Genomic DNA, 21845 nt, shown 5'->3' on the forward strand with positions numbered 1-21845 from the left:
CTAAAATATACTTAAATATCGGTAAAGCGTTAACCCTGTCACATTGAGATTTTGGGGGCTTATGCATCCGGGGCCGGTGTACATAAGCCGCTGATCACATTAAGCTACGGCTTTGGTTTACCTGATTATGAGACGCTGATGGCTACTTTGAAGGAAATCGCTGAGGCCGCGAACGTATCCGTTGCGACGGTTTCACGTGTGCTAAATGACGATCCGAGCCTGAGCGTGAAAGCGCAAACCCGGCAGAAGATTTTAGAAGCGGCAGAACGCCTGGAATATAAACTGTCGCCGTCCAAACGTAACGCCACGCACCGGATGACCTTCGCCGCGCTTTTCACCTACCGGCAGGGGCTGGAAATCGACGATCCTTACTACCTTTCCATGCGCTATGGCATTGAAACACAGTGCGAAAAGCTCGGCGTCACATTGATTTCCGGCTATGACTTCACCGGCGATAAACCGCTGCCTGCCGCCGACGGTTTTCTGGTTATCGGCCAGCCGCAAACGGCGCTGTACACCCAGCTCAGTCAGCAATCCAGCCCGGTAGTTTTCATTGATGGCGTGATGGAAGACGCGCAGTTTGACTGCGTAAATGTTGATCTCTTTAAGATCAGCCAGAAAGTGATCGACTTCTTTATCGGCCAGGGTTATTCGCGGATCGGTTTTATCGGCGGGCGTGATCACCCGGAATTTGCCGACCAGCGGGAACAGGCGTTTGTGGAATATGGCCGCCTGAAAAACGTCGTGCAGCCACAGGATATTTACTACGGCGATTTCACCAGCCAGTCCGGTTATCAGTGCGCGAAGAAAATGTTGCAGGAGAATATGCCGTTTCCACCGGCGCTGCTGATCGCCACCGACACCATGGCGCTGGGCGTCACCCGCGCGCTGCTGGAACACGGTGTGAAAATCCCGGAGCAAATCGCGCTGATCAGCGTCAACGACATCCCGACCGCACGATTTGTTTTCCCTTCTTTATCAACGGTTCGCATCCATTCCGAAACCATGGGCGCGCAGGCCGTTAACCTGCTGACCGAACGTCTGCGTGATGAACGCAGCGTCCCGCTTTCCGTGTTTGTGCCCAGCTCTCTCCAGCTGCGCGACACCACCCGCCGCTAAATTTCCCGGCTTTAAAAAGGATCATCAGTTGCAGTAAAAATTAACTGCATGATCCTTCTGCGTATTTTTTAATTTTTGTGATCCCCTGAACAATCGGTAAATGTTTTTAGTTATTTTTACTAAATATTTACTATCTTGTTTCCCATAGAAACACGTCTCAGGAGAGATTACGTGAATAATTGGGAAAACATCGACAAGCAGTCAGAAAACCGTTTACCGCCGCGCGCCCGTTTTTTCAGCTATGAAAATGCGCAGCAGGCACTGAGCTTTGACCGTGCGGCCAGTCAGCACTTTCAGCTGCTCAGCGGCCGCTGGCAGTTTCGCTATTTTGAGCACCCGGCTTTAGTCCCGGACGAATTCTACAATCAGCCGGTGTCCGGCTGGGGCGACATTAACGTGCCGGGCATGTGGCAGATGGAAGGCCATGGCCAGCTGCAATACACCGATGAAGGTTTCCCCTTCCCGATCGATATTCCTTTTGTTCCAACCAGTAACCCCACCGGCGCATATCAGCGGAAATTTCATCTCGATGCCGCATGGGACAATGTGCAAACCCTCATTAAATTCGACGGTGTCGAAACCTACTTCGAAGTGTACGTGAACGGCCATTACGTGGGGTTCAGCAAAGGCAGCCGCCTGTGCGCGGAGTTTGATATCAGCGGTTTCGTACAGCGGGGCGAAAACCTGTTGTCGGTGCGCGTTTTGCAGTGGGCGGATTCAACCTATATCGAAGATCAGGACATGTGGTGGATGGCCGGAATTTTCCGTGACGTGACTCTGACTGGCCAGAATGCCGTACATCTTGAGGATATGACTGTTGTTACGGAGTTCGATGAAGACTACTGCAACGCCACGCTGAAAATTGACGCCGTTTTGCATAATCAGCGTGAACCGGTGAAGGGTTATCGCCTGCACGCACAGTTACTGGATGGCGAAAACTGCGTGGCGGAGCTTTCCGTTACAGATCTTGATATCGCGGATGAAACCCGCTGCCGGCTGGAGATCCCGGTCAGCCAGCCACGCCAGTGGAACGCCGAACATCCCGCGTTATATCAGCTGCTTTTGACGCTGTACGACGAGGCGGACAATGTGATTTCCGTGGTGCCGCAGCGCGTGGGTTTTCGCGATATCTGCGTGCGCGACGGGCTGTTTTACGTCAACGGGCGCTACCTCAAACTGCACGGCGTAAACCGTCACGATCACGATCATCGCAAAGGCCGTGCGGTCGATATGGCGCGGGTTGAGCGCGATATCATTCTGATGAAACAGCACAACATCAATTCGGTGCGCACTGCGCATTACCCGAACGATCCGCGCTTTTACGAACTGTGCGACATCTACGGTTTATTCGTGATGGCCGAAACCGATCTGGAAAGCCACGGTTTCGCGAACGTCGGCGATCTGAGCCGCATTACCGACGATCCGCGCTGGGAACACGCCTATGTTGAGCGCATCGGGCGGCATGTGATGGCGCAGAAGAATCACCCGTCCATCATCATGTGGTCGCTCGGCAACGAATCCGGCTATGGCTGTAACATCCGCGCGATGGCCGCGCGCTGCAAAGCCCTCGACCCGACGCGCCTGATCCATTACGAAGAAGACCGCGACGCCGACGTCACCGACGTCATCAGTACCATGTATTCCCGCGTGCAAATGATGAATGCGTTCGGCGAATACCCGCACGCCAAACCGCGCATCATCTGCGAATACGCCCACGCAATGGGCAACGGCCCCGGCGGATTAGCAGAATATCAGGCCGTCATGAACCGCCACGCCAGCCTTCAGGGGCATTACATCTGGGAATGGTGCGACCATGGCTTGCTGGAAACCGGTGAAAACGGTCAGTCGCGTTACGCCTACGGCGGTGATTACGGCGATTATCCGAACAACTACAACTTCTGCATGGACGGCCTGATTTATCCGGACCAAACCCCCGGCCCCGGCCTGCGCGAATACAAGCAGGTGTTATGTCCGGTGGAAATCAGCCTCAGCGGCAATGCACTGCGGGTCAAAAACCGTTACTGGTTCAGCTCACTGGAAGACATCACGCTGACGCTCACCGTGCAGGTGGCGGGCCGCTGCCTTGAAGACCATCAAATCGCCCTGCCGCATCTGCAATCCGGTGAAATCGAAACGGTTCCACTGCCGGAATTCACCGCCGACGGGCAGGAAACCTTCCTGAATATCCGCATCAGCAAAAACAGCCCGACCGCTTACAGCGAAGCGAATCATCCGCTCGGCGATTATCAGGTGTTGTTGCAGGCAGCTCAGCCGCTGGAGATTTTACCGGATCTTAAGGCCACGACAGCGCTGGTCTGCGACGAGCAAAAACATCAGCTGATCGTTCGCGGCGAAAACTTCCGTCTCGAATTTTCCCGCCTCGACGGCGGACTGAAATCCTGGCAGGCGGACGGCGAAGAAATCGTCGGGCGCGCGCCGAAACTTAACTTCTTCAAGCCGGTTATCGACAACCATAAGCCGGAGTTCGAAGGCATCTGGCAGCCGAATCATCTGCAAATCCTGCAGCAACATTTCCGCTCACTGAGCTGGAAAAATCAAAATGACGACGTGGTGATTGAAGTTCACACCATCATCGCGCCGCCGGTCTTTGATTTCGGGATGCGCTGCGTTTACCGCTGGCAGATATCGCCGCAGGGCGCGGTCAGCCTCGATTTATCCGGCACGCCGTATGGCGATTTCAGCCACGTGATCCCCAAAATCGGGCTGGATTTTGGCCTCAGCCGCCGCTTCGGACAGGTGGAATATTACGGGCGCGGACCGGGTGAAAACTATCCGGACAGCCGGCAGGCCAACCTGATCGGCCATTATCAGCAACCGGCGGCCAGCCTGTTTGAAAACTACCCGATGCCGCAGGACAACGGCAACCGGCAGGACGTTCGCTGGCTGAGCCTGCGCGACAACACGGGCAACGGCATTTTTATTCAGCCGCGCCAGCCGCTCAATTTCAGCCTGTGGCCGTACAGTTCGCAGAAGTTGCAACAGGCGCAGCACATCGACGAACTCACGCCGGACACCTGCCTGACGCTCAATCTCGATCACCAGATCATGGGGCTCGGCTCGAACTCCTGGGGCTCGGAAGTTCTCGAGTCCTACCGTGTGTATTTCCAGGCATTTCGCTACGGCTTCACGATGCTGCCGTTCCGCCAGCAGGACAACGACAGCCTGAGTCTCGCGCAATTCAGCATCCAGCCGCAGGAGGCAAACTGATGATTATTCTCGGATCTTTGGCTGAATTTCAGCAGCTTTATCCTGCCGGGAAAAAATGGCAGCGTTGTAGGGAAGCCATTAATAATATTGAGAAACTCCGTCCCGGCGTCTTTCACTCCATCGGGGATTCGCTGGTGTACCGGCTGGCATCCGGCGCGGAACCTCAGCGGGAAACGTTCGAAGGCCATCGCCGTTATTTCGACGTGCATTATTACCTCGAAGGACGCGAAGAAATCGAATTCGCCGCCAAATCCTCTCTGCAAAATTGCGCGCCCTATTGCGACGAAACCGACCGCGAACTGTTTTCCGGCCGCGGCGAAAAAATTACGGCCCAAAAAGGCAATGTCATTCTCTTTGAAAACCACGAAGCCAGCCGGTTCAGGCCGGAAAAAGACGTCAAAAAAGCCATCTTAAAAGTGACCATCGAAGAAAGTTATTTCGTTAATAAATAATAAAAAAACCTAACCCTACAAAAAGCAGTTGGAGAGAATTTATGGCCGGGTCGAGCAGAAACACAATCGGTAAATTTGGATTGTTATCCATGACATTTGCCGCCGTTTTTAGCTTCAATAATGTCATTAATAACAATATTCAGTTAGGCATCGCCTCTGCGCCGGTCTTTCTGGTGGCGACGATCATTTACTTTATTCCGTTCTGTCTGATCATCGCCGAGTTTGTCTCGCTGAATAAAAACTCGGAAGCCGGAGTTTACGCCTGGGTAAAAAGCGCACTCGGCGGCCGCTGGGCATTTATGACCGCCTACACTTACTGGTTCGTGAATTTGTTCTTCTTCACGGCATTACTTCCGCGCGTCATTGCCTATGCGTCGTACGCTTTTTTAGGCCATGACTATATCTTTACGCCCATCACCACGGCTTTTATCAGCATCTGCCTGTTCGCATTTTCGACGTTAATTTCCAACAGTGGCGCGAAATTACTTGGCCCGATGACGTCGGTGACGTCCACGTTAATGTTGCTGCTGACGTTCTCTTATATTGTGCTGGCAGGCGCGGCATTAATGGGTGGCGTGGAACCGGCGAACCCGATTAACGTAGAAGCCATGACGCCGCACTTTAACTGGGCATTCTTAGGCATTATCGCGTGGATATTCCAGGCGGCAGGTGGTGCGGAATCCGTTGCGGTTTATGTGAATGACGTCAAAGGTGGCAGCCGTTCGTTTGTGAAAGTCATTATTATTTCCGGGCTGGTAATTGGCGTGCTGTATTCCATTGCGTCATTGCTGATCAACGTTTTTGTGGCGCAGTCCGCACTGCATTTCACCGGCGGCACGGTACAGGTTTTTGAAGGGTTATCGGCGCACTTTGGTTTACCGGCCGTCCTGATGAACCGTTTTGTCGGCGTGGTTTCCTTCACCGCAATGTTCGGATCACTGCTGATGTGGACAGCGGCACCGGTAAAAATCTTCTTTACTGAAATTCCTAAGGGGATTTTTGGTGAGAAAACCATCCGTCTGAATAAGCACGGCGTGCCGACACGCGCGGCGTGGATCCAGTTTTTAATCGTCATCCCGCTGATGTTAATTCCAACATTAGGCTCCGACAGTGTGCAGGAATTAATGAATACGCTGATCAACATGACCGCTGCGGCGTCCATGCTTCCGCCGCTGTTTATTATGCTGGCGTACCTGAATCTGCGGCTGAAATACGATAGTGTCGAACGCGATTTCAAAATGGGTTCCAGAATGCAGGGCATCGCCATCGTCAGTACGCTGATTGTGATTTTCACCGTCGGGTTTATTGCTTCGACCTTCCCGACCGGTGCCAGCATTATTACCATCGTGTTTTATAACGTCGGCGGGCTGGTACTTTTCCTCGGCTATGCGTGGTGGAAATACAACAAATATTCCAAAGGGCTGGATGATAAAACGCGTTATCACGAAGACACGCCGCTGGCGAGAATAGTGCTGGAATCACAGAACGAAACGGCGCGTGTGAAAGAAGCGAGTATTACGAAACCGCTTTCAGGCGTGTAGTCAGGGATTATGAGCATAAAAAACCGCCTGAAAAAAGGCGGTTTTTGTTTTTCTGAGATCCGAACTTACAGTGCGATATCTGCGGGCTGCTTCGGTTCTTCTTTGGTTTGCACATCCAGCGGGCGGAGTTGCACAACATCGGCAACCGGCGTCGTTTCCATTGACGGGGTTTCCAGTTCGAGAATACGGCTGGTTTCCAGCAGCTCTTTCTCGGTCGCTTCCACATTGCCATTCAGTTTTGTGCCGTAGGACGGAATGATTTCGCGGAATTTCGCCTGCCATTCAGCACTGGCGGCTTTCTCTTTGAAGACCGTTTCCAGCAACTTCATCATGATAGGTGCCGCCGTAGATGCCCCCGGAGAAGCGCCCAGCAATGCCGCAATGCTGCCGTCTTTCGCGCTGACCACTTCCGTGCCCAGACGCAATACGCCGCCGTGCTTGCCATCTTTTTTGATGATTTGCACGCGCTGCCCGGCAACCCAGCGTTTCCAGTCTTTCAGTTCAGCTTGTGGGAAGAATTCCTTCAGCGCGGCATGACGATCTTCATCGCTGAGCATGACCTGCCCGACCAGATATTTCACCAGGTCGAAATTACCCACGCCGACGTGCGTCATCGGCAGTAAGTTGGAGCTGTTCACGCTGCCAAACAGATCCCACAGGGAACCGTTTTTCAGGAATTTACTGGAGAAAGTGGCGAACGGCCCGAACAGCAGAACCTGTTTGCCATCGATAATGCGGGTGTCGAGATGCGGAACGGACATCGGCGGCGCGCCCACGGCAGCTTTGCCGTAAACTTTCGCCAGATGACGTTTCACCACTTCCTGATTTTCAGTCACCAGGAATTCACCGCCGACCGGGAAACCGCCGTATTCACGCGCTTCCGGAATGCCGGATTTTTGCAGCAACGTCAGCGATGCACCGCCCGCGCCGATGAAAACGAATTTCGCATTCACGACGTGATGTTTGTGGCTGTGCTTGAGATCGGTAATGGTGACGCGCCAGGTCTTGTCGCGGTTGCGCTGGATATCGCGCACTTCCTGGCCGTTCGCCAGCGTGAAGTTGGATTTTTTCTGTAACGCTTCAACCAGCTGACGGGTCACTTCACCGAAGTTAACATCCGTGCCTGCCGTGGTGCGTGTCGCAGCGACTTTCTGATTCGGGTCACGGCCATCCATTACGGCCGGGATCCACTGTTTGATTTGTTCCGGGTCTTCCGAATATTCCATTCCGCGGAACAGGGTGCTTTCCTGCAACGCAGCGAAGCGTTTGCGCAGGAAATCGATGTTTTCATCGCCCCAGACAAAGCTCATGTGCGGCACGCTGTTGATGAATGAGCGCGGATTATTCAGCACACCTTTTTGCACCTGATACGCCATGAACTGACGGGAAACCTGGAAGGCTTCGTTGATCGCCACAGCTTTCGTGATATCGACAGAGCCGTCGGGCATCACCGGGGTGTAATTCATTTCTGCCAGCGCCGCATGACCGGTGCCCGCATTGTTCCAGCCGTTGGAGCTTTCCTGTGCCACGCTATCCATGCGTTCGATCATGTGGATCGACCAGTCCGGCTCGAGTTCCTGGAGATACGTCCCCAGCGTTGCACTCATAATTCCGCCGCCGACCAGCAATACATCAACGGATTTTTCGTCTTCTGCGGCCGCAGGCTCGCTGGCACCCAGTGAGTCACGGTTGAGAAGCATACCAAGTATCTTTCTCATGACGTCTGTTTCTCTAAATGTTCAGTTCTGTTTTGTTAAGACTATCGAACAAGAAATTAGCAAAAAAACACGCGGGAACGTTACTGAAACTTCATTTTTTCAAATGATGGCTACGAATATAACATTATCACTACATAATTTAAAAAAGGATTTAACGTTTCAAAAAAACGGTAGCCGATGATGTGATCTACCTCACAGGCCGCATCCCGGCTGGGTTTTTAAGGGTTTGAAGAGCTTTTGGGGTTCTGTCGAGCAGAAGCACAAGTCGAATGACCCAGTGGTGAAGCGTGGAATGGTCGACCAAAATACCGTGCTCCGTGATCATTTCTTCCTGGTTACGCAGGCTCAGGGAATAAGCCAGATACCAGATTGAGTAATGGTGCGACAGGATGACGGGATAATGCAGACGACGGAAGGATTTTCGGAGCAAGGTCATATTCAGGTAACATCACAGAAAAAAAACAGGATGTTACCTGGTGTAATCTCGATGCCGCAAAAGCACATGTTGCTTGCTGTACTTAAAATCGGCGTGGGTCATGCCCCTGTATCCGCATTTTTACGCTTAAGACTAAGGAGATATTTTATAGTACAAATATTATACAAGTAATTATAACAAAGAAAAAATTTTTAATTTTATAAATTAAATTATTAACCAGCCATTTAGCAACGCATATTTAGCCAAATCTGTACCACCACCAACGCAAACTGGATTTCCCGTTGATTCCAGCATAGGGATATCAGACAAATCATCACCATAGGAAAAATAATTTTTAGGGTTAGTATTAAATTTATTACAAAAATTTAGCAAAGCAATTTTTTTACCCTCGCCAATAGTTTGAGATTGACCAATTTCTCCCGTGACATTACCTGCACTATCAATTAACAGTTGTGTGCAAATTATATACCGTACGTCAAGATAACTTGCAATTGGAAGCATTGAGCCAGATAAGAAAACAACTGGCACTCCTTCTAATTGATGCCTTCGCAAGGCTTCAATTGTGCTGCTTATAAATAAATCACTATTTATTATATTTTTAAACCAGATTTCACCAGCAGTTAACAACTCATTGTATTTAACACATTTAAATTGCATATAGTATTCACGGTTAATTTTTTCTCGAGAACCCCCCTTCTCCACTTCACTTTTTAAATAACTAATGTATTTTTTTAATTTTTCAATTTTGTTTGTTTTGATACACCAAAAACTAAAGAAATCGAACATGCTTTTTATATTAATAATGGTTTCATCAACATCAAAAAAAGCAACTGATTTATACAAAATAGACTCCTGATACTTATTGTCATCATCCAGATTATTATTAGATTAATTAAATCGATATTGACTCGCATAAGAACAGATAAAACACCGCTAAATATTATCAATTTAAAATTGATGCATTATGTAAAACAACCATAAAAAAATTGACACTAAAAAAACATCAAGTCATTATTTTGTACCAACAACCAGAAAACCTATAAAGGATGCAAAGAAAAGGCCTTTTTCATTTTTTATAACTAACTCTTCCCACCAAGCCTGCTCATCTTTGGAGAGATGAGCTATATCTTCTTGTCCCAAAATCATAGACCGTAGTACGCCGAGTGTTAAATTCACACTGATGGCTTCAACGGTTACATTAACGAGTCCATGATCCAAAAACCTACGAAATAACTGGCGACCACTCCAATTGTTTTTAGCTTTATTAGATAGCCTCTCGACTATTTCCCTGGTAAGTTTTACATCTGAGTGATCAATTAAAAGCCCATCAAAATCATGGTCGAAAATAGCGACTTTACCATTAGGCTTAACAACCCTAATAAGTTCTGACAGTGTGGCATCAATGCTATCACAATGCATTAGAACTAACTTCGCACGAGCGCCATCAAATACATTATCTTCAAAATGAAGATGCTTACCATCTCCTTTTTCAAATCTAATACGAGAACCATCAATTATCCGACTATTTGCTTCAGCAATCATAGCTTCACTTAAATCGACCCCGACGATCTCAGCTACGTCTGGATAAATAGATAGCAAATAGCGAACATCATTCCCTGTCCCACACCCTAATTCAATAATGCTTTTATAATCCAGTGGCTCCAGCACTTCAGCTAATTTCCGATTAATTATTTCGTGATCAGGCAGGCAATTTGCCTCATCCATAAAGTTAATAAACCACTTAGGATCATAGGTCATATCAACAGATGTAAATTTGCCTACGGAATCTATAGTATCTTTAACAGCTTTAGAAATAGCCATAATTGAATCCTTTCTGTTTTTAAATTAAAAAATGATAATACAATAAACCGACTATCGTTTTTTACTTCTTGATCGCTCTTCTTCCAGACGAAGATCTTGTGCTTTATAGTCAAGTGAAGCCCGTCTAATTGCTTCTTCGATTGACATTACTGGATGCAGATTTAAATGGTTAGATATATCCTTAACTCTTTTTTCTACACTACCACTTACAATATAGTATGGAGTTCCTATTTCATTTAAGACTTCAATTAAACGCTTGTCGACCAAATCGCGGAAATCAGTGTTCATGGGGCGATGACCGTCTTCTGTAATAGGTAGCTCATGTTTAAGGTGGAAGAAAACGTCATATGTATTTGCTACATGGAGTTTTAGAGAACGACTAAATTCTTTTAACATTTTAGCAAAGAAGGAAATATCACTCTCATACTTTGCATTATCTAAATTACCTGCTGATGGATTGATTCCGTAAACTAGCCTTGCTTCACCATATAACAACTCCTGTAAGGAAGATCCATCTGATACATAGTTATTACCCTTTTTAATTTCCGATTTTAGTCGGCCTATATGGCGAGCAATCATTAGATGAAGAAACTCTTCTGGAGTTACTTCAGAGAGACGTTTACCAGGCATCAGTCCTGGCATGATTTCTCTTATGGCTTTTGAAAGGAGGTGAGGAACTCCTGTATAATAAGCCAGCACCATCGCCGTGAAAGTTTTACCAGAAGAGTAAGTACCTGATATAGCAATTTTCATATTTTCACCCAGTATTTTTTATATCAACTTTTTATTGAAGGTAGAGCATGTGCAAATGTTATTTTGGCTTTCTTATTTCCAAGTGTTCCTAACACTTCGGCATTACGCCACTGTTTTCCATTTAACTCAATTATTTGACTTGTTGATATTAATGTTTTGACTTTATCATGATTTTTTATTTCTCCAGCATCTTCTGAGAAATTGGTTCTAATCATCCACAGCGTTGAGGTCTCACTGCGAGATAGTCCATCTAAAGAATATAGAAGGACTTGAGCAAGCTGTGCACAAGTAACAAATACATCTATATAGCTAACTTTTTCAGGAGTAATGACTTGAGACTCTTCTTTACTGAAGATAAATTCGACCTGTGCATCTGCCGTCAGATTGGCCATATCTAAATAAACTGCAGAAAGGATATGTTTTTGTTCTTTATACCCCAGACCATAATAACGCTTTTTTATATTTAGATTATCCAAACTATTAATTTCTGTTTTATTATTCTCCTTTCCGCAAAATGGGTGTTCAATTTGACAGACTGCACGCATCAAACCTACTCGGCATTCATATGTAGATACTTTTCTTGAGGAATCATCAGTTTTTTCTACACTACGCCGTAACACAAGCGAAACAGGGATATCGTTCAGATCTTCCTGTGGTTTTGTTCCCGCATGGATAGCAATCTCATTAACATGATTAGTATCCAGATCATCCATACTGAGACCGAAATGAAATGAAAGGTGTGTTTCTACCATTTGCATAGCAAGGACGAGCATATCAATAGTACTTAAATGAGGAGTAACATCCATGCCTGCATTTTTAACTGACCAATTCGACGGGTAAAAAAACGAAACAGTTGCTTCTAAGCAACAATTATTTTCTCCGGGCTCAGGGAATGTCAGATTGGATACTTTATGCTCTGAACATCGGTAGCCTGAGGAAAAAAAACGATTCTCCGATGGGCCAAGTATTTCATCGACAGAAGAAAACTTTTTTTTAGATTTCATATATTATCCTAATAGTAGTGACTCTTCATTTTTTGTAAATATATCGATAATATCAGAAATACAATGGATATCTGATAGTAATGAATTACCCTCACCCAAAGGATCAAAACCGAATAGCATCTCTAACTCGATAAAAAGCATTGCGAGGCTTAAAGAATCAAGTCCAACCTCATCAAAATTAGATTTGATATCTATATCAACTACGTCAACCGTTATCAATTCTGAGACTTTGTTGAGAACGCCATATTTAATTTTTTCTTGATTTAGCATATTAGACCTCCATCTACGACTATTGATTGACCCGTTATAAAGCTCCCATGCGGAGAGATAAGAAATGACAACACATTTAGGATGTCGTGAAGTTCTGCATATCTCCCCAGAGGGGTGCGTTTAGCAATTTTCTCACGATTGATATCAGATACATTCTCTGAAAGCTTCGAGTCAAAAAGACCTGGTACGATAGAATTAACACGAATATTTAGCTTTCCCATTTCCCCGGCTAGACTTCGTGTAAAACCATCAAGCCCAGCTTTAGTTGCAGAATATACAGCAGTTCCGCGATAACCTCGGATCGCTCCTACAGAGGAAATATTTATAATACTACCGCTGGTTTTCTGTTTAGCCATAACACGAACACATGCTCTAGTGAGTTTGATGGGGCCAAGTAAATTTACCAACACCATTTCATCAATAGCTTCAAGAGATGTACTTAAAAAAAGGCCTTGATATAAAACAGCACTATTATTTACCAGAAGGTTTATCCCACCAAATCGAACAACTACCGACTTTATGAAAATAGACAGCTCCCTTGGAGCTTTTAAGTCAAGTTCATACCAATAAAATTGTTCAGGATATTTATTCTGATATTGGGAAATAAACTCATTCTCATGTCTGCTAAATGTTGCAACTTTCCACCCCTCCAAAATCAACTTTTCCACAATCGCTTTTCCAAGACCACGACTACCGCCACTAACAATTGCAACTTGTGCAGAAATCATGTTCATACGGTTGTTCCAGACCTGATCATTTTAAACCGTTCTGAGTGGAGATCAGATTGGGTAACCTCAATGACAACAGGAATTTTAAAAGGAGCTAAGTGTGTCTTGCAATGCTCTCTCACTCGAACTTTAAACAACCCAATATCTTCGTATTCCACGAGCTGGAAAGTAGCACGTATTACATATCCAGTGATATGGCTAGGATAGCCATTGACGCGAACAGCAGCGACATTTGGCATTGTCAAAAGTACATTCTCAACTTCATTTGGATAAACTTTTTCTCCTCCGACATTGATTATTTCTGATTTACGACCGAGAATCTGAACATAATCGCCATCGACAAGAACAACATCCTGCGTGTTAAAATAGCCATCTGAATCGATAGGTGATTCAGCATTTAGATATCCCAGCATTGCCATATTAGATTTAACCCACAAAATATTGTCCAATATTTTATAATCAAATCCACTTCCCCCTAGTTTCATCCAAAGAGATCCATTACCCTTCGATTTCGTTGGCATAATCCCTAATTCCGTTAGACCATATGTCTGTTTTAAGCGTACATGAGGCATAGTGATTTTTATAATATCTAACGTACGCTGCGGCATGGGTTCAGTACCATATGTGATTAGCTCTAATGAGCTGGTATTATATTTTTTACAAACGTCAGAGAGTAAAATCATGTTTAGAAAGGTCGGAGTGGTAGGTAGTACTTGCACCCGATGATTTTGTATTGCTTCAAAAACTGTTCTGGGGTTTCGTTCCGTGACTGTAACGAGTACCCCTCCATTAGATAGTGTATGAAGTAAAGTATTTATTCCCCCAATGTGATCCAAACTCAGAAAGGCAAGAATTATCTGAGGTCTCTTATTATCGGAGTAACGAGCAATCATCTTGTGCACGTCGAGCAAAGATGCTTTGGGACTCCCTGTTGTTCCTGAACTAAAAAGGACCAGGCCAGCATGATCACTCTCTATAATCTGGTGATAGAGTGGGTGTTGTTCTATAGAATGGTTCTGAGATGCTATTCTCCGTTTTATACTATATGGCGGTAAGTTCCTTTTAATATTAATAAATACTGTCCATTCGACATGTGCTATCTCATAATAGTCAGTTCGTTCTCCTTTAGCGTTCGGAGATATGGGGATCACAATCACTCCACGCGAAAATAGCGCGAGCATTGCTGTTACCATATCTAAGGAGTATTCACCTTCTAAAGCCACAACCGAGCCTTGAGTTATACCATAGTTAGAAAATTCAGACTCCCATCGTTGAATACCATCAACAACATTTCGATACGTAAAACACTGGCTGTTAAGGATGATGCATTTTGCGTCACCGAGTGTGTGCATAAATTCAATAAATTTCATATTCATCGGAATCTCCTTTTCCATCCCAATTTACTTATTAAAGGCAAAACTTAATAATTTAGTGCTGCCTAATGCCCTGTTTATCCATTCTAAAATAGAGAGTTCACGCTAATATAAAATCCTATTTTCTGGCATCACCCTTAAGGGTGATGCCAGAAAATAAAATTTAATGGATCTTGAAGGTGTGCATGGAAATTTTAATAAAGTTCACATAGTCATTTTAATTAATTGCACATCGGTCATCATGGAATGTTGATAGCAATTTTTCTATGCAAGAGAGTGGTATATTTTTTAGGAGTGAATTTTTAATGGATTTTGTTGCATCATCTTCTTCTAAGGTAGGAAAATTTTTGATATGAATAATTATTCAAAAGATAAATTACCCTGGTTTGGTTTATTGGCTTTGTCTATGGCTTGCTTTATCACAATGTTGACGGAAGCCATGCCTGCGGGGCTCTTGCTGTGGATTAGTCAGGACTTTGGTATATCTGCTAGTTACGGAGGTCAGCTGGTAACTGTTTATGCCGCGGGTTCATTGTTGAGTGCAATTCCTTTGATTACTTTAACTCAGGGTATGCGTCGTAAACCTTTATTGTTACTGGCCATCTTTGGATTTGCGATCGTCAATATAATCACAGCATTTTCTACCAACTATATGCTGACTCTAGTTGTACGTTTTTTTGGTGGTGTTTTTGCTGGGTTAGTGTGGTCTTTAGCTGCCGGGTTTGCCATTCGCATGTCACCTCCTCATCTTGCTGGACGTGCGATTGCAATCGCAATGCTGGGAACCCCCTTAGCCCTAACAATCGGCGTACCCGCAGGTTCATATCTTGCGGGATTAATAGGTTGGCGTACTGACTTTATAGCTATGAGTGCGCTTACTATGATCTTAATTATTTGGGTTGTTATATCCGTGCCAGATGCAGCAGGCCAAAAAAATCGTGAACACCTTTCTCTTTTTCAAGTAGCCAAAATGAAGGGGGTATCAGTTGTTTTATTTGTAACTCTGATATTCATACTGGCACACAATACAATTTTTACCTACATCGCATCATTTGTTTCAAATATAGGGCTCTCGGAACATATTGATTTAGTGTTATTTATTTTCGGCATAGCAGCACTGGTAGGTGTCTGGAGTGCCGGTCTCACCGTTGATCGATGGCCTAGAAAATCGATGATATTAAGCATTGTACTTTTTGCAGTATCAATCTTCGTACTAACGTTAACCAGACATAACTGGTCAATATATGCGTCTATAGCTGCGTGGGGTTTCGCTTTCGGAGGTGCTCCAACCCTTTTGCAAGCCGCATTAGCAAAGACCGCTGGTGATGCTATTGATGTTGCCCAATCAATGATGGTAACTATTTGGAATATTGCGATTGGTGGGGGAGGTATCCTGGGTGGGCTACTCTTAATGAATATAGGGGTGTTATCTCTGCCATATTTTGTCACAGGTCTCTTGATTATTGCTTTTTTTATTACATTCTTCGCGCGCAAACATGGTTTTACTGATAAAGTAGAATAAATAGTAAATCAATGAGATTGATTAGTATGAAGGAACATGCTATGAAAATACACAACCAACAACCCAATAACTTATTAAGATAGGTATCAGATATGGAAAGTCATGATATCTTTTCTTCAGTATTGCGTCCACTTTACGGAGTGGACGATACACAATACTCAATTCAGAGAGTACTTAATAACATTAATGCTCTATTTTGTGTTTCATCTAGTTCCCTTTCATTACGAATAAGCAACACAAAAAAACCTGTGGATTTGATTTGTCATACAGGAGTAGATAGTTTTTTTTCTGATTTTTATCTTAAAAAAAGAAGCTATCATGATCCTATATCAGAAAGAGTCACTCGATACGAGCTGGATTCCGGATTTACTATGGCCGATCTATGTAATCAAGACCCTGAGTGGGGTAAAGTTCATAGATCTTCTTTTCAATCCTTTGGATATAAGGATGCACTACTTGTCAATTTTTACTCTCAAAATGGAGACCGGGGAATTCTAGCTGTCCGAAGTGATCCTCGTCGTGGAGAATTTAAGGTGGCAGATTCTGATACTATATCTCAATTATCTCCGCTTCTAAGAAATGCGCTTCATGTACATTTACAGTTATGTAATCAATCTCTAAACGAAACTGATATTCCTGATGCATTCAGTAATTCAGCAACTGCAATAATTAATATATCAAAGTCAGGCCGACTCATTAAAATGAATTCAGAAGGGCATGGGATACTAGTCAGAGAAGATGGTATATTGCTTCTGAACAACCATATAAAAATGCAAGATAGCCATAGCCATTTTCAGTTTAAAAAATCGTTGGTGGATATTTTTATAGCAACCAATCAATGCACAAAATTAATAAAAGTCCAGCGCGAAAGGGATAGGTTTTATCTGGTTCGTATAGTGGCTAACAATTCAACATCGTTGAATGATCATAATGCTACATTAATTATATGTGATCCATTCCATAATGTTCGTAGCGAATCTATTTTATGTACGCTTTTTAATCTTACACTTCGAGAAGCCAACGTTGCTACCCATTTGGGGAATGGGAGTAAGCTTAGCGATATAGCTACCCAAAATGGAGTATCAATTAATACGGTGAAAAGTCAACGTAATATCATATATGAAAAAATAGGGATTAGGAATCAAATTCAATTGGTGAGAATTGTCTGTTATCTGGAGATTATTGTGGAAACAGAGATTCAAACTCTTCATGAAAACAAATGGATATCATCTTCATTACATGATTCCATATTTCAAAAATTAAACATTGATAAATAAGTTACTTTTTTATTTCTTCACATTTTATCCAGGCGAAGGGTGCCAACCACAGAACCCTCTTTAAGCACATCGGTTTTAGTTCCAAGCACTTTTTTATATTTCCGGGTTTTCAGGAAAGGGGTGGAAAGCGGAAATAAAAAAGCGCGGTCTCCCGCGCCTTCAAAATCACTGCTTAACCAATCCGGTCAGAGCGCGACGTCAGCCACGACTTTTTGCTCTTTTTTCGGTGCAGCATTTGTCTCTGCCGCCGGTGCCGGTTCAGCCGCTTTGGGTTGCGGATTGTCCAGCATCAGAACGCGGCTGGTGTCGCCCAGTTCTTTCTCGGTGGCGGCGACGTTGCCGTTCAGCTCAGTGCCGTAAGAAGGGATGATTTCCTTCAGTTTCGCCTGCCATTCCGGTGTGGCAACTTTGTCTTTAAACACTTTTTCCATCAGGTGCAGCATGATCGGTGCCGCAGTAGACGCGCCCGGTGATGCGCCCAGCAGCGCGGTAATACTGCCATCTTTGGAGCTCACCACTTCGGTGCCCAGACGCAGAACGCCGCCTTCTTTCTCATCTTTCTTGATGATCTGCACGCGCTGACCAGCTTCCCACAAGCGCCAGTCTTCTTTCTTCGCATCCGGGAAGTATTCACGCAACGCATCGAAACGGTCTTCATCGGACAACATCACCTGGCTGACCAGGTATTTCACCAGATCAAAGTTGTCGATACCCACGTGGGTCATCGGCATGATGTTGGAGAAATTGACGCTGCCGAACAGATCCCACAGGGAACCGTTTTTCAGGAATTTGCTGGAGAAGGTCGCAAACGGCCCGAACAGCAGAACCTGTTTACCATCAAGAATACGGGTGTCGAGGTGCGGAACGGACATCGGCGGGGAGCCGACAGCAGCTTTGCCGTACACTTTCGCCAGATGGCGTTTTACGATTTCCGGGTTCTCAGTCACCAGGAACTGGCCGCCAACCGGGAAGCCGCCGTAGTTATCCGCTTCAGGAATACCGGATTCCTGCAACAGGGTCAGGGACGCACCGCCCGCACCGATAAAGACGAATTTCGCCTTAATGACGCTTTCTTTGCCGTCATTTTTCAGGTCAGCCACCGTCACGTTCCAGGTGTTATCCGGGTTACGTTTGATGCCGCGCACTTCATGGCCGAGGCTCAGCGAGAAGTTGGGTTTTTTCTGCAGCGAGGCCACCAGCTGGCGGGTGATTTCACCGAAGTTCACGTCGGTACCGATCGGAATACGGGTCGCCGCAATTTTCTGTTTCGGGTCACGGCCTTCCATCACCAGCGGGATCCACTGTTTGATTTGCGCCGGGTCTTCTGAATATTCCATGCCGCGGAACAGCGTGCTTTGTTGCAGCGCCGCGAAACGTTTACGCAGGAAATTGATGTTGTCGTCACCCCACACAAAACTCATGTGCGGCGTGCTGTTGATGAAGGAACGCGGGTTGTGCAGAACGCCGTTCTGTACCTGATAAGTCCAGAACTGGCGGGAAATCTGGAAGGATTCGTTGATTTCGACCGCTTTGGAAATGTCGATGCTGCCGTCGGCTTTTTCCGGCGTGTAGTTCATTTCAGCCAGCGCAGAGTGCCCGGTACCGGCGTTGTTCCAGCCGTTGGAGCTTTCGAGCGCCACACCGTCCAGACGCTCGACCATGTCGATTGACCAGTCTGGCTCTAATTCCTGAAGGTATGTCCCCAGCGTCGCGCTCATAATGCCGCCGCCGATCAGTAACACATCAACGGGCTTTTCATCTTCTGCGAACGCTGTCTGGCTGAATGCAACCACGTTAAGGCAGAGGATCATGGCGAGTATCTTTCTCATGACGTCTGTTTCTCTGAATGTTTAGTTTTAGTTTTGCAGGTGAAAGCTATCCAGATTCCCTGGATAAACGAAATCAACAACCCGGTGCGGTGGGGAAATAAGCGATTATTTCCTCAGAGTCTGAAAGGACAATAATGGGGAGTAACGAAAACCGCGGTGAACAACGACAAATCAACCACACAAATGTTACCGAATACTCATATTATCGAGATTTCGTAAACAATTTAACATCGTCGTTACGTGCATTAAAAATAGTTTAATACTTTAAATAATTACATAAGTTAGTTTCGGGGAGAAACTACTCAGGCGAGATTAGCCCGCAAAGCCGCGGCCTGCGCGGCCATAACGGCCGCGGGACTGTGGCCGATCAGCATGAAGTTGTAACCCGCCTCGCGCCAGTAAACGACGTTCATTTTCTGCCGGATCTCGCTTTCCTGCGCCGTATTATCCCGGTGTTCGCTGCGGGTAATGCACAGCGCCATCGGCCCGTAACGCGCATCAAGGTAAGTGATCTGCGCAATATCGTAGTCGTCGTAATGCAAAATACGGGCGTTTTTCAGCTCAGCGCCCTGCACTTCCAGCGCTGCCGGGCTGAGCCCGATGCCCATCGTTTTATGCACCCGCGCCAGCTGAATTTGTTGTTGTTCAGCAGAGTCATTCACGTCCGCCAGCGTCTGCGCGGTGTACAGCGACATGTAATCCGCCACGCGATCGCGCCAGTTGTCTTTGGAAGATTCACCGGAAAGCAGCGCGGAATAGCGTCCGGCGAGCAGCCCGACGGCCATAAAGCTGACCGAAGCTGCCAGCAACGCACGGCGGCTGAATCCGCGCGAACGTGCAACCGGTGCGCCCGGTATCGCGTCCAAAGCTGCCTGCAAACGCCCCACCGGCGCGTCCTGCAACATCGACCCGAACGCATCGTGGAAAGGTAAATTGCTGCGCGCCATCTGCGCCAGACGCCCGGCCAGTACGTCGTCTGCGGCGAGCCGTGTATCAAACTGCGCCCGCTGATTTTCACTCAGCCGGTTATCAAGATAGGCAACCAGAACTTCATCGGAGAAAGGCGCTGGCGGGATTTCGCGGGTCATGTTTTCTCTCCCTGTTGTGGCTGAGCGCCGGAACCGGTGTCTTTTGCCAGCGAAAGCCGGGCAGCGGCCAGACGGCTCATAATGGTGCCAATAGGCACTGACAGCGTCATTGCCGCTTCCTGATAGGTAAAACCTTCGACATACACCAGAAACACCGCATTCCGCTGGGCTTCCGGCAGGGCATTCACCCGCTGCATCACCTGCGTATGCCAGTGCCGGTCTTCAAAAGAGAACGCATCGGCGGGCACGTCTGTTTCACTGACATCGACAAATCCCTGCCCCTGACGGACGTGCTGCGCCCTGAGTTCGTTGACCCATAGGGAGTGCAGAATCGAAAAGAACCAGCGATCGGCTCCGGCGCGATCAACCACCTGCGCGCAGCGTTCAAGTGCCCGCACGCAGGTCGATTGCACCAGATCATCTGCCACATCCGGCTTGCGCGATAACACCATCGCGTAACGCCACAGACGCGCCAGACACTGACTCAGTTCATGACGTAAGTCGGTGGGTGAAATTTAGCGTTTCCCCGTTTCAGGATTCAGGATGTCCGGCGATGGCCGCGCTCAGATCGCGATACTCTTCGCAGCCGGTGCCGCACAGGCCTTTGATGGTCGCCAGTTGCGCTTTCGCGAGATCAGGACGCCCTTTAATCATATAAGCCTCGCCGAGATATTCCCGGACTTTGGCGTAATTCGCGTCGATGGCGATAGATTTCTGATAATAGCTGATGCCTTCGTCGGTACGCCCGAGTTTGCGGGTAGCGTAGCCGCGATAGTTCCAGGCTTCTTTGGTGTTCAGGTCTTTCAGCGTGTCGAGCACCGTCAGCGCTTCCTGATACCGGCCCGTTTTCGCCAGATGGTAGGCGTACTGGGTTTTGTCCTGATCGGAAATCATGCTGCCTTTATCCACCATGCAGCTTTTGGTTTTGCTGTCGTAGATTTGCCCCTTCGGGCAGTCCGGCGTTTTTTTCTCATCAGAATCATCACCCATCGCGTGCGCGGCGGCGCTGAACATCAGCAAATTACCCGCCAGACACACCACCGACAACGCCTGAATCACTGTTTTTGTCTTCATAGTTTTCGTCTTCCTGTAGGGGAGAGTTTATTTACGGGCGGCTGACGCGGCCCGGGAGCATGCGGCGCAAAATGCCGTCGCGGAGAACGTAGTGATGGAACAGTGCGGCCAGCGCATGTACGCCCGCTAAAACAATCAGCGCCCAGGCCACGTTGTTGTGTAACGTGCCGAAGGTTCGGGTCATCACGCTGTCGAAGTTGAAAACGTCAGGAATGGGGAAAAGCCCGAAGAAGTAGAAGGGCTCGGCCTGCGACCAGCGGAACAAAAAGCCCAGCACGATTTGCGTGATCAGCAAAATGTAGAGCGCCAGATGGGTCAGATGCGCCGCCGCTTTCATCATCACCGGCATGGCGACAGGTTCCTGTTTGCTGCGCCCGGTGCTGACCGTAAACAGACGCCAGAGCAAACGCCCGAGGATAATCGCCGCCAGTAAAATCCCGACAGAAATATGCACGGATTGCAGCCCTTTGCGCAGCGGCGTGCCGCGCTCAAGCACTTCCCAGATATGCGCGCTGGCAAACAGAAAAATGACGCACAGCGCCGTCAGCCAGTGCAGAAGAATGGTCAGCCCGTCGTAACGGTGGCGGGAAACAGAAGTGGAAGTTTGCATAA

General features: G+C 46.9%; 19 protein-coding genes and 1 pseudogene. 6 read left to right on the top strand and 14 right to left on the bottom strand.

Annotated elements, in window-relative coordinates; translation table 11 throughout:
• The first annotated feature begins 138 nt into the window (after positions 1–138).
• The 4 genes from ebgR (at position 139) to CWS43_RS14295 (ending at position 6340) form a co-directional block, all read left to right on the top strand.
• Positions 139–1119, top strand: coding sequence for a transcriptional regulator EbgR (gene ebgR / locus CWS43_RS14280; RefSeq protein WP_198555841.1), 981 nt, complete (start codon positions 139–141; stop codon positions 1117–1119).
• A gap of 171 nt (positions 1120–1290) precedes the next feature.
• Positions 1291–4347, top strand: coding sequence for a beta-galactosidase subunit alpha (gene ebgA, locus CWS43_RS14285; protein WP_101077639.1), 3057 nt, complete (start codon positions 1291–1293; stop codon positions 4345–4347).
• Positions 4347–4799: a beta-galactosidase subunit beta gene (locus tag CWS43_RS14290; protein ID WP_101077641.1), complete on the top strand. Its 453-nt coding sequence runs from the start codon at positions 4347–4349 to the stop codon at positions 4797–4799. The genes ebgA and CWS43_RS14290 overlap by 1 nt, the downstream gene beginning before the upstream one ends.
• 41 nt (positions 4800–4840) lie before the next feature.
• Complete coding sequence (locus CWS43_RS14295; protein ID WP_101077643.1) at positions 4841–6340, top strand: amino acid permease; 1500 nt, start codon at positions 4841–4843, stop codon at positions 6338–6340.
• Between the two features lie 65 nt (positions 6341–6405).
• On the opposite strand, the gene mqo (CWS43_RS14300) is transcribed toward CWS43_RS14295, so the two are convergent.
• The 9 genes and pseudogenes from mqo (CWS43_RS14300) to CWS43_RS14340 form a co-directional block, all read right to left on the bottom strand.
• The gene (gene mqo / locus CWS43_RS14300) at positions 6406–8058 is read right to left on the bottom strand and encodes a malate dehydrogenase (quinone) (RefSeq protein ID WP_101077645.1); all 1653 of its coding nucleotides are present in this window, start codon (positions 8056–8058) and stop codon (positions 6406–6408) included.
• Between the two features lie 244 nt (positions 8059–8302).
• A pseudogene (locus tag CWS43_RS27245) lies at positions 8303–8494 on the bottom strand (IS6 family transposase); the annotation flags it as partial.
• A 204-nt stretch (positions 8495–8698) separates the two neighbouring features.
• Positions 8699–9337, bottom strand: coding sequence for an HAD-IB family phosphatase (locus CWS43_RS14310; protein ID WP_101077649.1), 639 nt, complete (start codon positions 9335–9337; stop codon positions 8699–8701).
• A gap of 168 nt (positions 9338–9505) precedes the next feature.
• Positions 9506–10315 (bottom strand): methyltransferase domain-containing protein, encoded by an 810-nt coding sequence (locus CWS43_RS14315; protein ID WP_101077651.1) that lies wholly within the window; start codon positions 10313–10315, stop codon positions 9506–9508.
• A gap of 51 nt (positions 10316–10366) precedes the next feature.
• A complete protein-coding gene (locus tag CWS43_RS14320; protein WP_101077653.1) occupies positions 10367–11068 on the bottom strand; it encodes an AAA family ATPase in 702 nt (233 codons plus the stop codon).
• Between the two features lie 23 nt (positions 11069–11091).
• Positions 11092–12072, bottom strand: coding sequence for an AvrD family protein (locus tag CWS43_RS14325; RefSeq protein ID WP_101077655.1), 981 nt, complete (start codon positions 12070–12072; stop codon positions 11092–11094).
• A 3-nt stretch (positions 12073–12075) separates the two neighbouring features.
• Complete coding sequence (locus CWS43_RS14330; RefSeq protein WP_101077657.1) at positions 12076–12342, bottom strand: acyl carrier protein; 267 nt, start codon at positions 12340–12342, stop codon at positions 12076–12078.
• Entirely contained in the window at positions 12336–13076 is a 741-nt protein-coding gene (locus tag CWS43_RS14335) for an SDR family NAD(P)-dependent oxidoreductase (protein WP_101077658.1), read from the bottom strand. Before CWS43_RS14335 ends, CWS43_RS14330 begins: the two co-directional genes overlap by 7 nt.
• The gene (locus tag CWS43_RS14340; protein WP_101077660.1) at positions 13073–14446 is read right to left on the bottom strand and encodes a fatty acid--CoA ligase family protein; all 1374 of its coding nucleotides are present in this window, start codon (positions 14444–14446) and stop codon (positions 13073–13075) included. Before CWS43_RS14340 ends, CWS43_RS14335 begins: the two co-directional genes overlap by 4 nt.
• A 349-nt stretch (positions 14447–14795) precedes the next feature.
• On the opposite strand from CWS43_RS14340, the gene CWS43_RS14345 reads away from it, so the two are divergent.
• The gene (locus CWS43_RS14345) at positions 14796–15965 is read left to right on the top strand and encodes an MFS transporter (protein ID WP_232776980.1); all 1170 of its coding nucleotides are present in this window, start codon (positions 14796–14798) and stop codon (positions 15963–15965) included.
• Positions 15966–16057: 92 nt separating this feature from the next.
• Complete coding sequence (locus tag CWS43_RS14350) at positions 16058–17242, top strand: helix-turn-helix transcriptional regulator (protein ID WP_101077662.1); 1185 nt, start codon at positions 16058–16060, stop codon at positions 17240–17242.
• 185 nt (positions 17243–17427) lie between these two features.
• Here the strand turns inward: CWS43_RS14350 and mqo (CWS43_RS14355) are convergent, their stop codons facing one another.
• The 5 genes from mqo (CWS43_RS14355) to CWS43_RS14375 all read right to left on the bottom strand — a co-directional run bounded on the left by mqo (CWS43_RS14355) (position 17428) and on the right by CWS43_RS14375 (position 21843).
• Positions 17428–19071, bottom strand: coding sequence for a malate dehydrogenase (quinone) (mqo, locus tag CWS43_RS14355; RefSeq protein ID WP_101077664.1), 1644 nt, complete (start codon positions 19069–19071; stop codon positions 17428–17430).
• Between the two features lie 302 nt (positions 19072–19373).
• On the bottom strand, positions 19374–20159 hold the full coding sequence (locus tag CWS43_RS14360) for an anti-sigma factor (RefSeq protein ID WP_101077666.1): 786 nt from the start codon (positions 20157–20159) through the stop codon (positions 19374–19376).
• On the bottom strand, positions 20156–20647 hold the full coding sequence (locus CWS43_RS14365) for an RNA polymerase sigma factor (protein ID WP_369825872.1): 492 nt from the start codon (positions 20645–20647) through the stop codon (positions 20156–20158). The genes CWS43_RS14360 and CWS43_RS14365 overlap by 4 nt, the downstream gene beginning before the upstream one ends.
• A gap of 43 nt (positions 20648–20690) precedes the next feature.
• Positions 20691–21233: a tetratricopeptide repeat protein gene (locus tag CWS43_RS14370; RefSeq protein ID WP_101077670.1), complete on the bottom strand. Its 543-nt coding sequence runs from the start codon at positions 21231–21233 to the stop codon at positions 20691–20693.
• A gap of 31 nt (positions 21234–21264) precedes the next feature.
• Entirely contained in the window at positions 21265–21843 is a 579-nt protein-coding gene (locus CWS43_RS14375) for a cytochrome b (protein WP_101077672.1), read from the bottom strand.
• Positions 21844–21845: the final 2 nt, after the last annotated feature.

The organism is Rahnella sp. AA (assembly GCF_002834385.1).
Lineage (GTDB): Bacteria > Pseudomonadota > Gammaproteobacteria > Enterobacterales > Enterobacteriaceae > Rahnella.

What these genes read in the sequence shown, in the direction of transcription:
- mqo (WP_101077645.1), bottom strand. Translation starts at nt 8,058, where the DNA reads ATGAGAAAGATACTTGGTATGCTTCTCAACCGTGACTCACTGGGTGCC.
- CWS43_RS14340 (WP_101077660.1), bottom strand. Translation starts at nt 14,446, where the DNA reads ATGAATATGAAATTTATTGAATTTATGCACACACTCGGTGACGCAAAA.
- mqo (WP_101077664.1), bottom strand. Translation starts at nt 19,071, where the DNA reads ATGAGAAAGATACTCGCCATGATCCTCTGCCTTAACGTGGTTGCATTC.
- CWS43_RS14370 (WP_101077670.1), bottom strand. Translation starts at nt 21,233, where the DNA reads ATGAAGACAAAAACAGTGATTCAGGCGTTGTCGGTGGTGTGTCTGGCG.
- CWS43_RS14375 (WP_101077672.1), bottom strand. Translation starts at nt 21,843, where the DNA reads ATGCAAACTTCCACTTCTGTTTCCCGCCACCGTTACGACGGGCTGACC.
- CWS43_RS14345 (WP_232776980.1), top strand. Translation starts at nt 14,796, where the DNA reads ATGAATAATTATTCAAAAGATAAATTACCCTGGTTTGGTTTATTGGCT.
- CWS43_RS14290 (WP_101077641.1), top strand. Translation starts at nt 4,347, where the DNA reads ATGATTATTCTCGGATCTTTGGCTGAATTTCAGCAGCTTTATCCTGCC.
- CWS43_RS14360 (WP_101077666.1), bottom strand. Translation starts at nt 20,159, where the DNA reads ATGACCCGCGAAATCCCGCCAGCGCCTTTCTCCGATGAAGTTCTGGTT.
- CWS43_RS14330 (WP_101077657.1), bottom strand. Translation starts at nt 12,342, where the DNA reads ATGCTAAATCAAGAAAAAATTAAATATGGCGTTCTCAACAAAGTCTCA.
- CWS43_RS14320 (WP_101077653.1), bottom strand. Translation starts at nt 11,068, where the DNA reads ATGAAAATTGCTATATCAGGTACTTACTCTTCTGGTAAAACTTTCACG.
- CWS43_RS14335 (WP_101077658.1), bottom strand. Translation starts at nt 13,076, where the DNA reads ATGAACATGATTTCTGCACAAGTTGCAATTGTTAGTGGCGGTAGTCGT.
- CWS43_RS14350 (WP_101077662.1), top strand. Translation starts at nt 16,058, where the DNA reads ATGGAAAGTCATGATATCTTTTCTTCAGTATTGCGTCCACTTTACGGA.
- CWS43_RS14325 (WP_101077655.1), bottom strand. Translation starts at nt 12,072, where the DNA reads ATGAAATCTAAAAAAAAGTTTTCTTCTGTCGATGAAATACTTGGCCCA.
- ebgR (WP_198555841.1), top strand. Translation starts at nt 139, where the DNA reads ATGGCTACTTTGAAGGAAATCGCTGAGGCCGCGAACGTATCCGTTGCG.
- CWS43_RS14315 (WP_101077651.1), bottom strand. Translation starts at nt 10,315, where the DNA reads ATGGCTATTTCTAAAGCTGTTAAAGATACTATAGATTCCGTAGGCAAA.
- CWS43_RS14295 (WP_101077643.1), top strand. Translation starts at nt 4,841, where the DNA reads ATGGCCGGGTCGAGCAGAAACACAATCGGTAAATTTGGATTGTTATCC.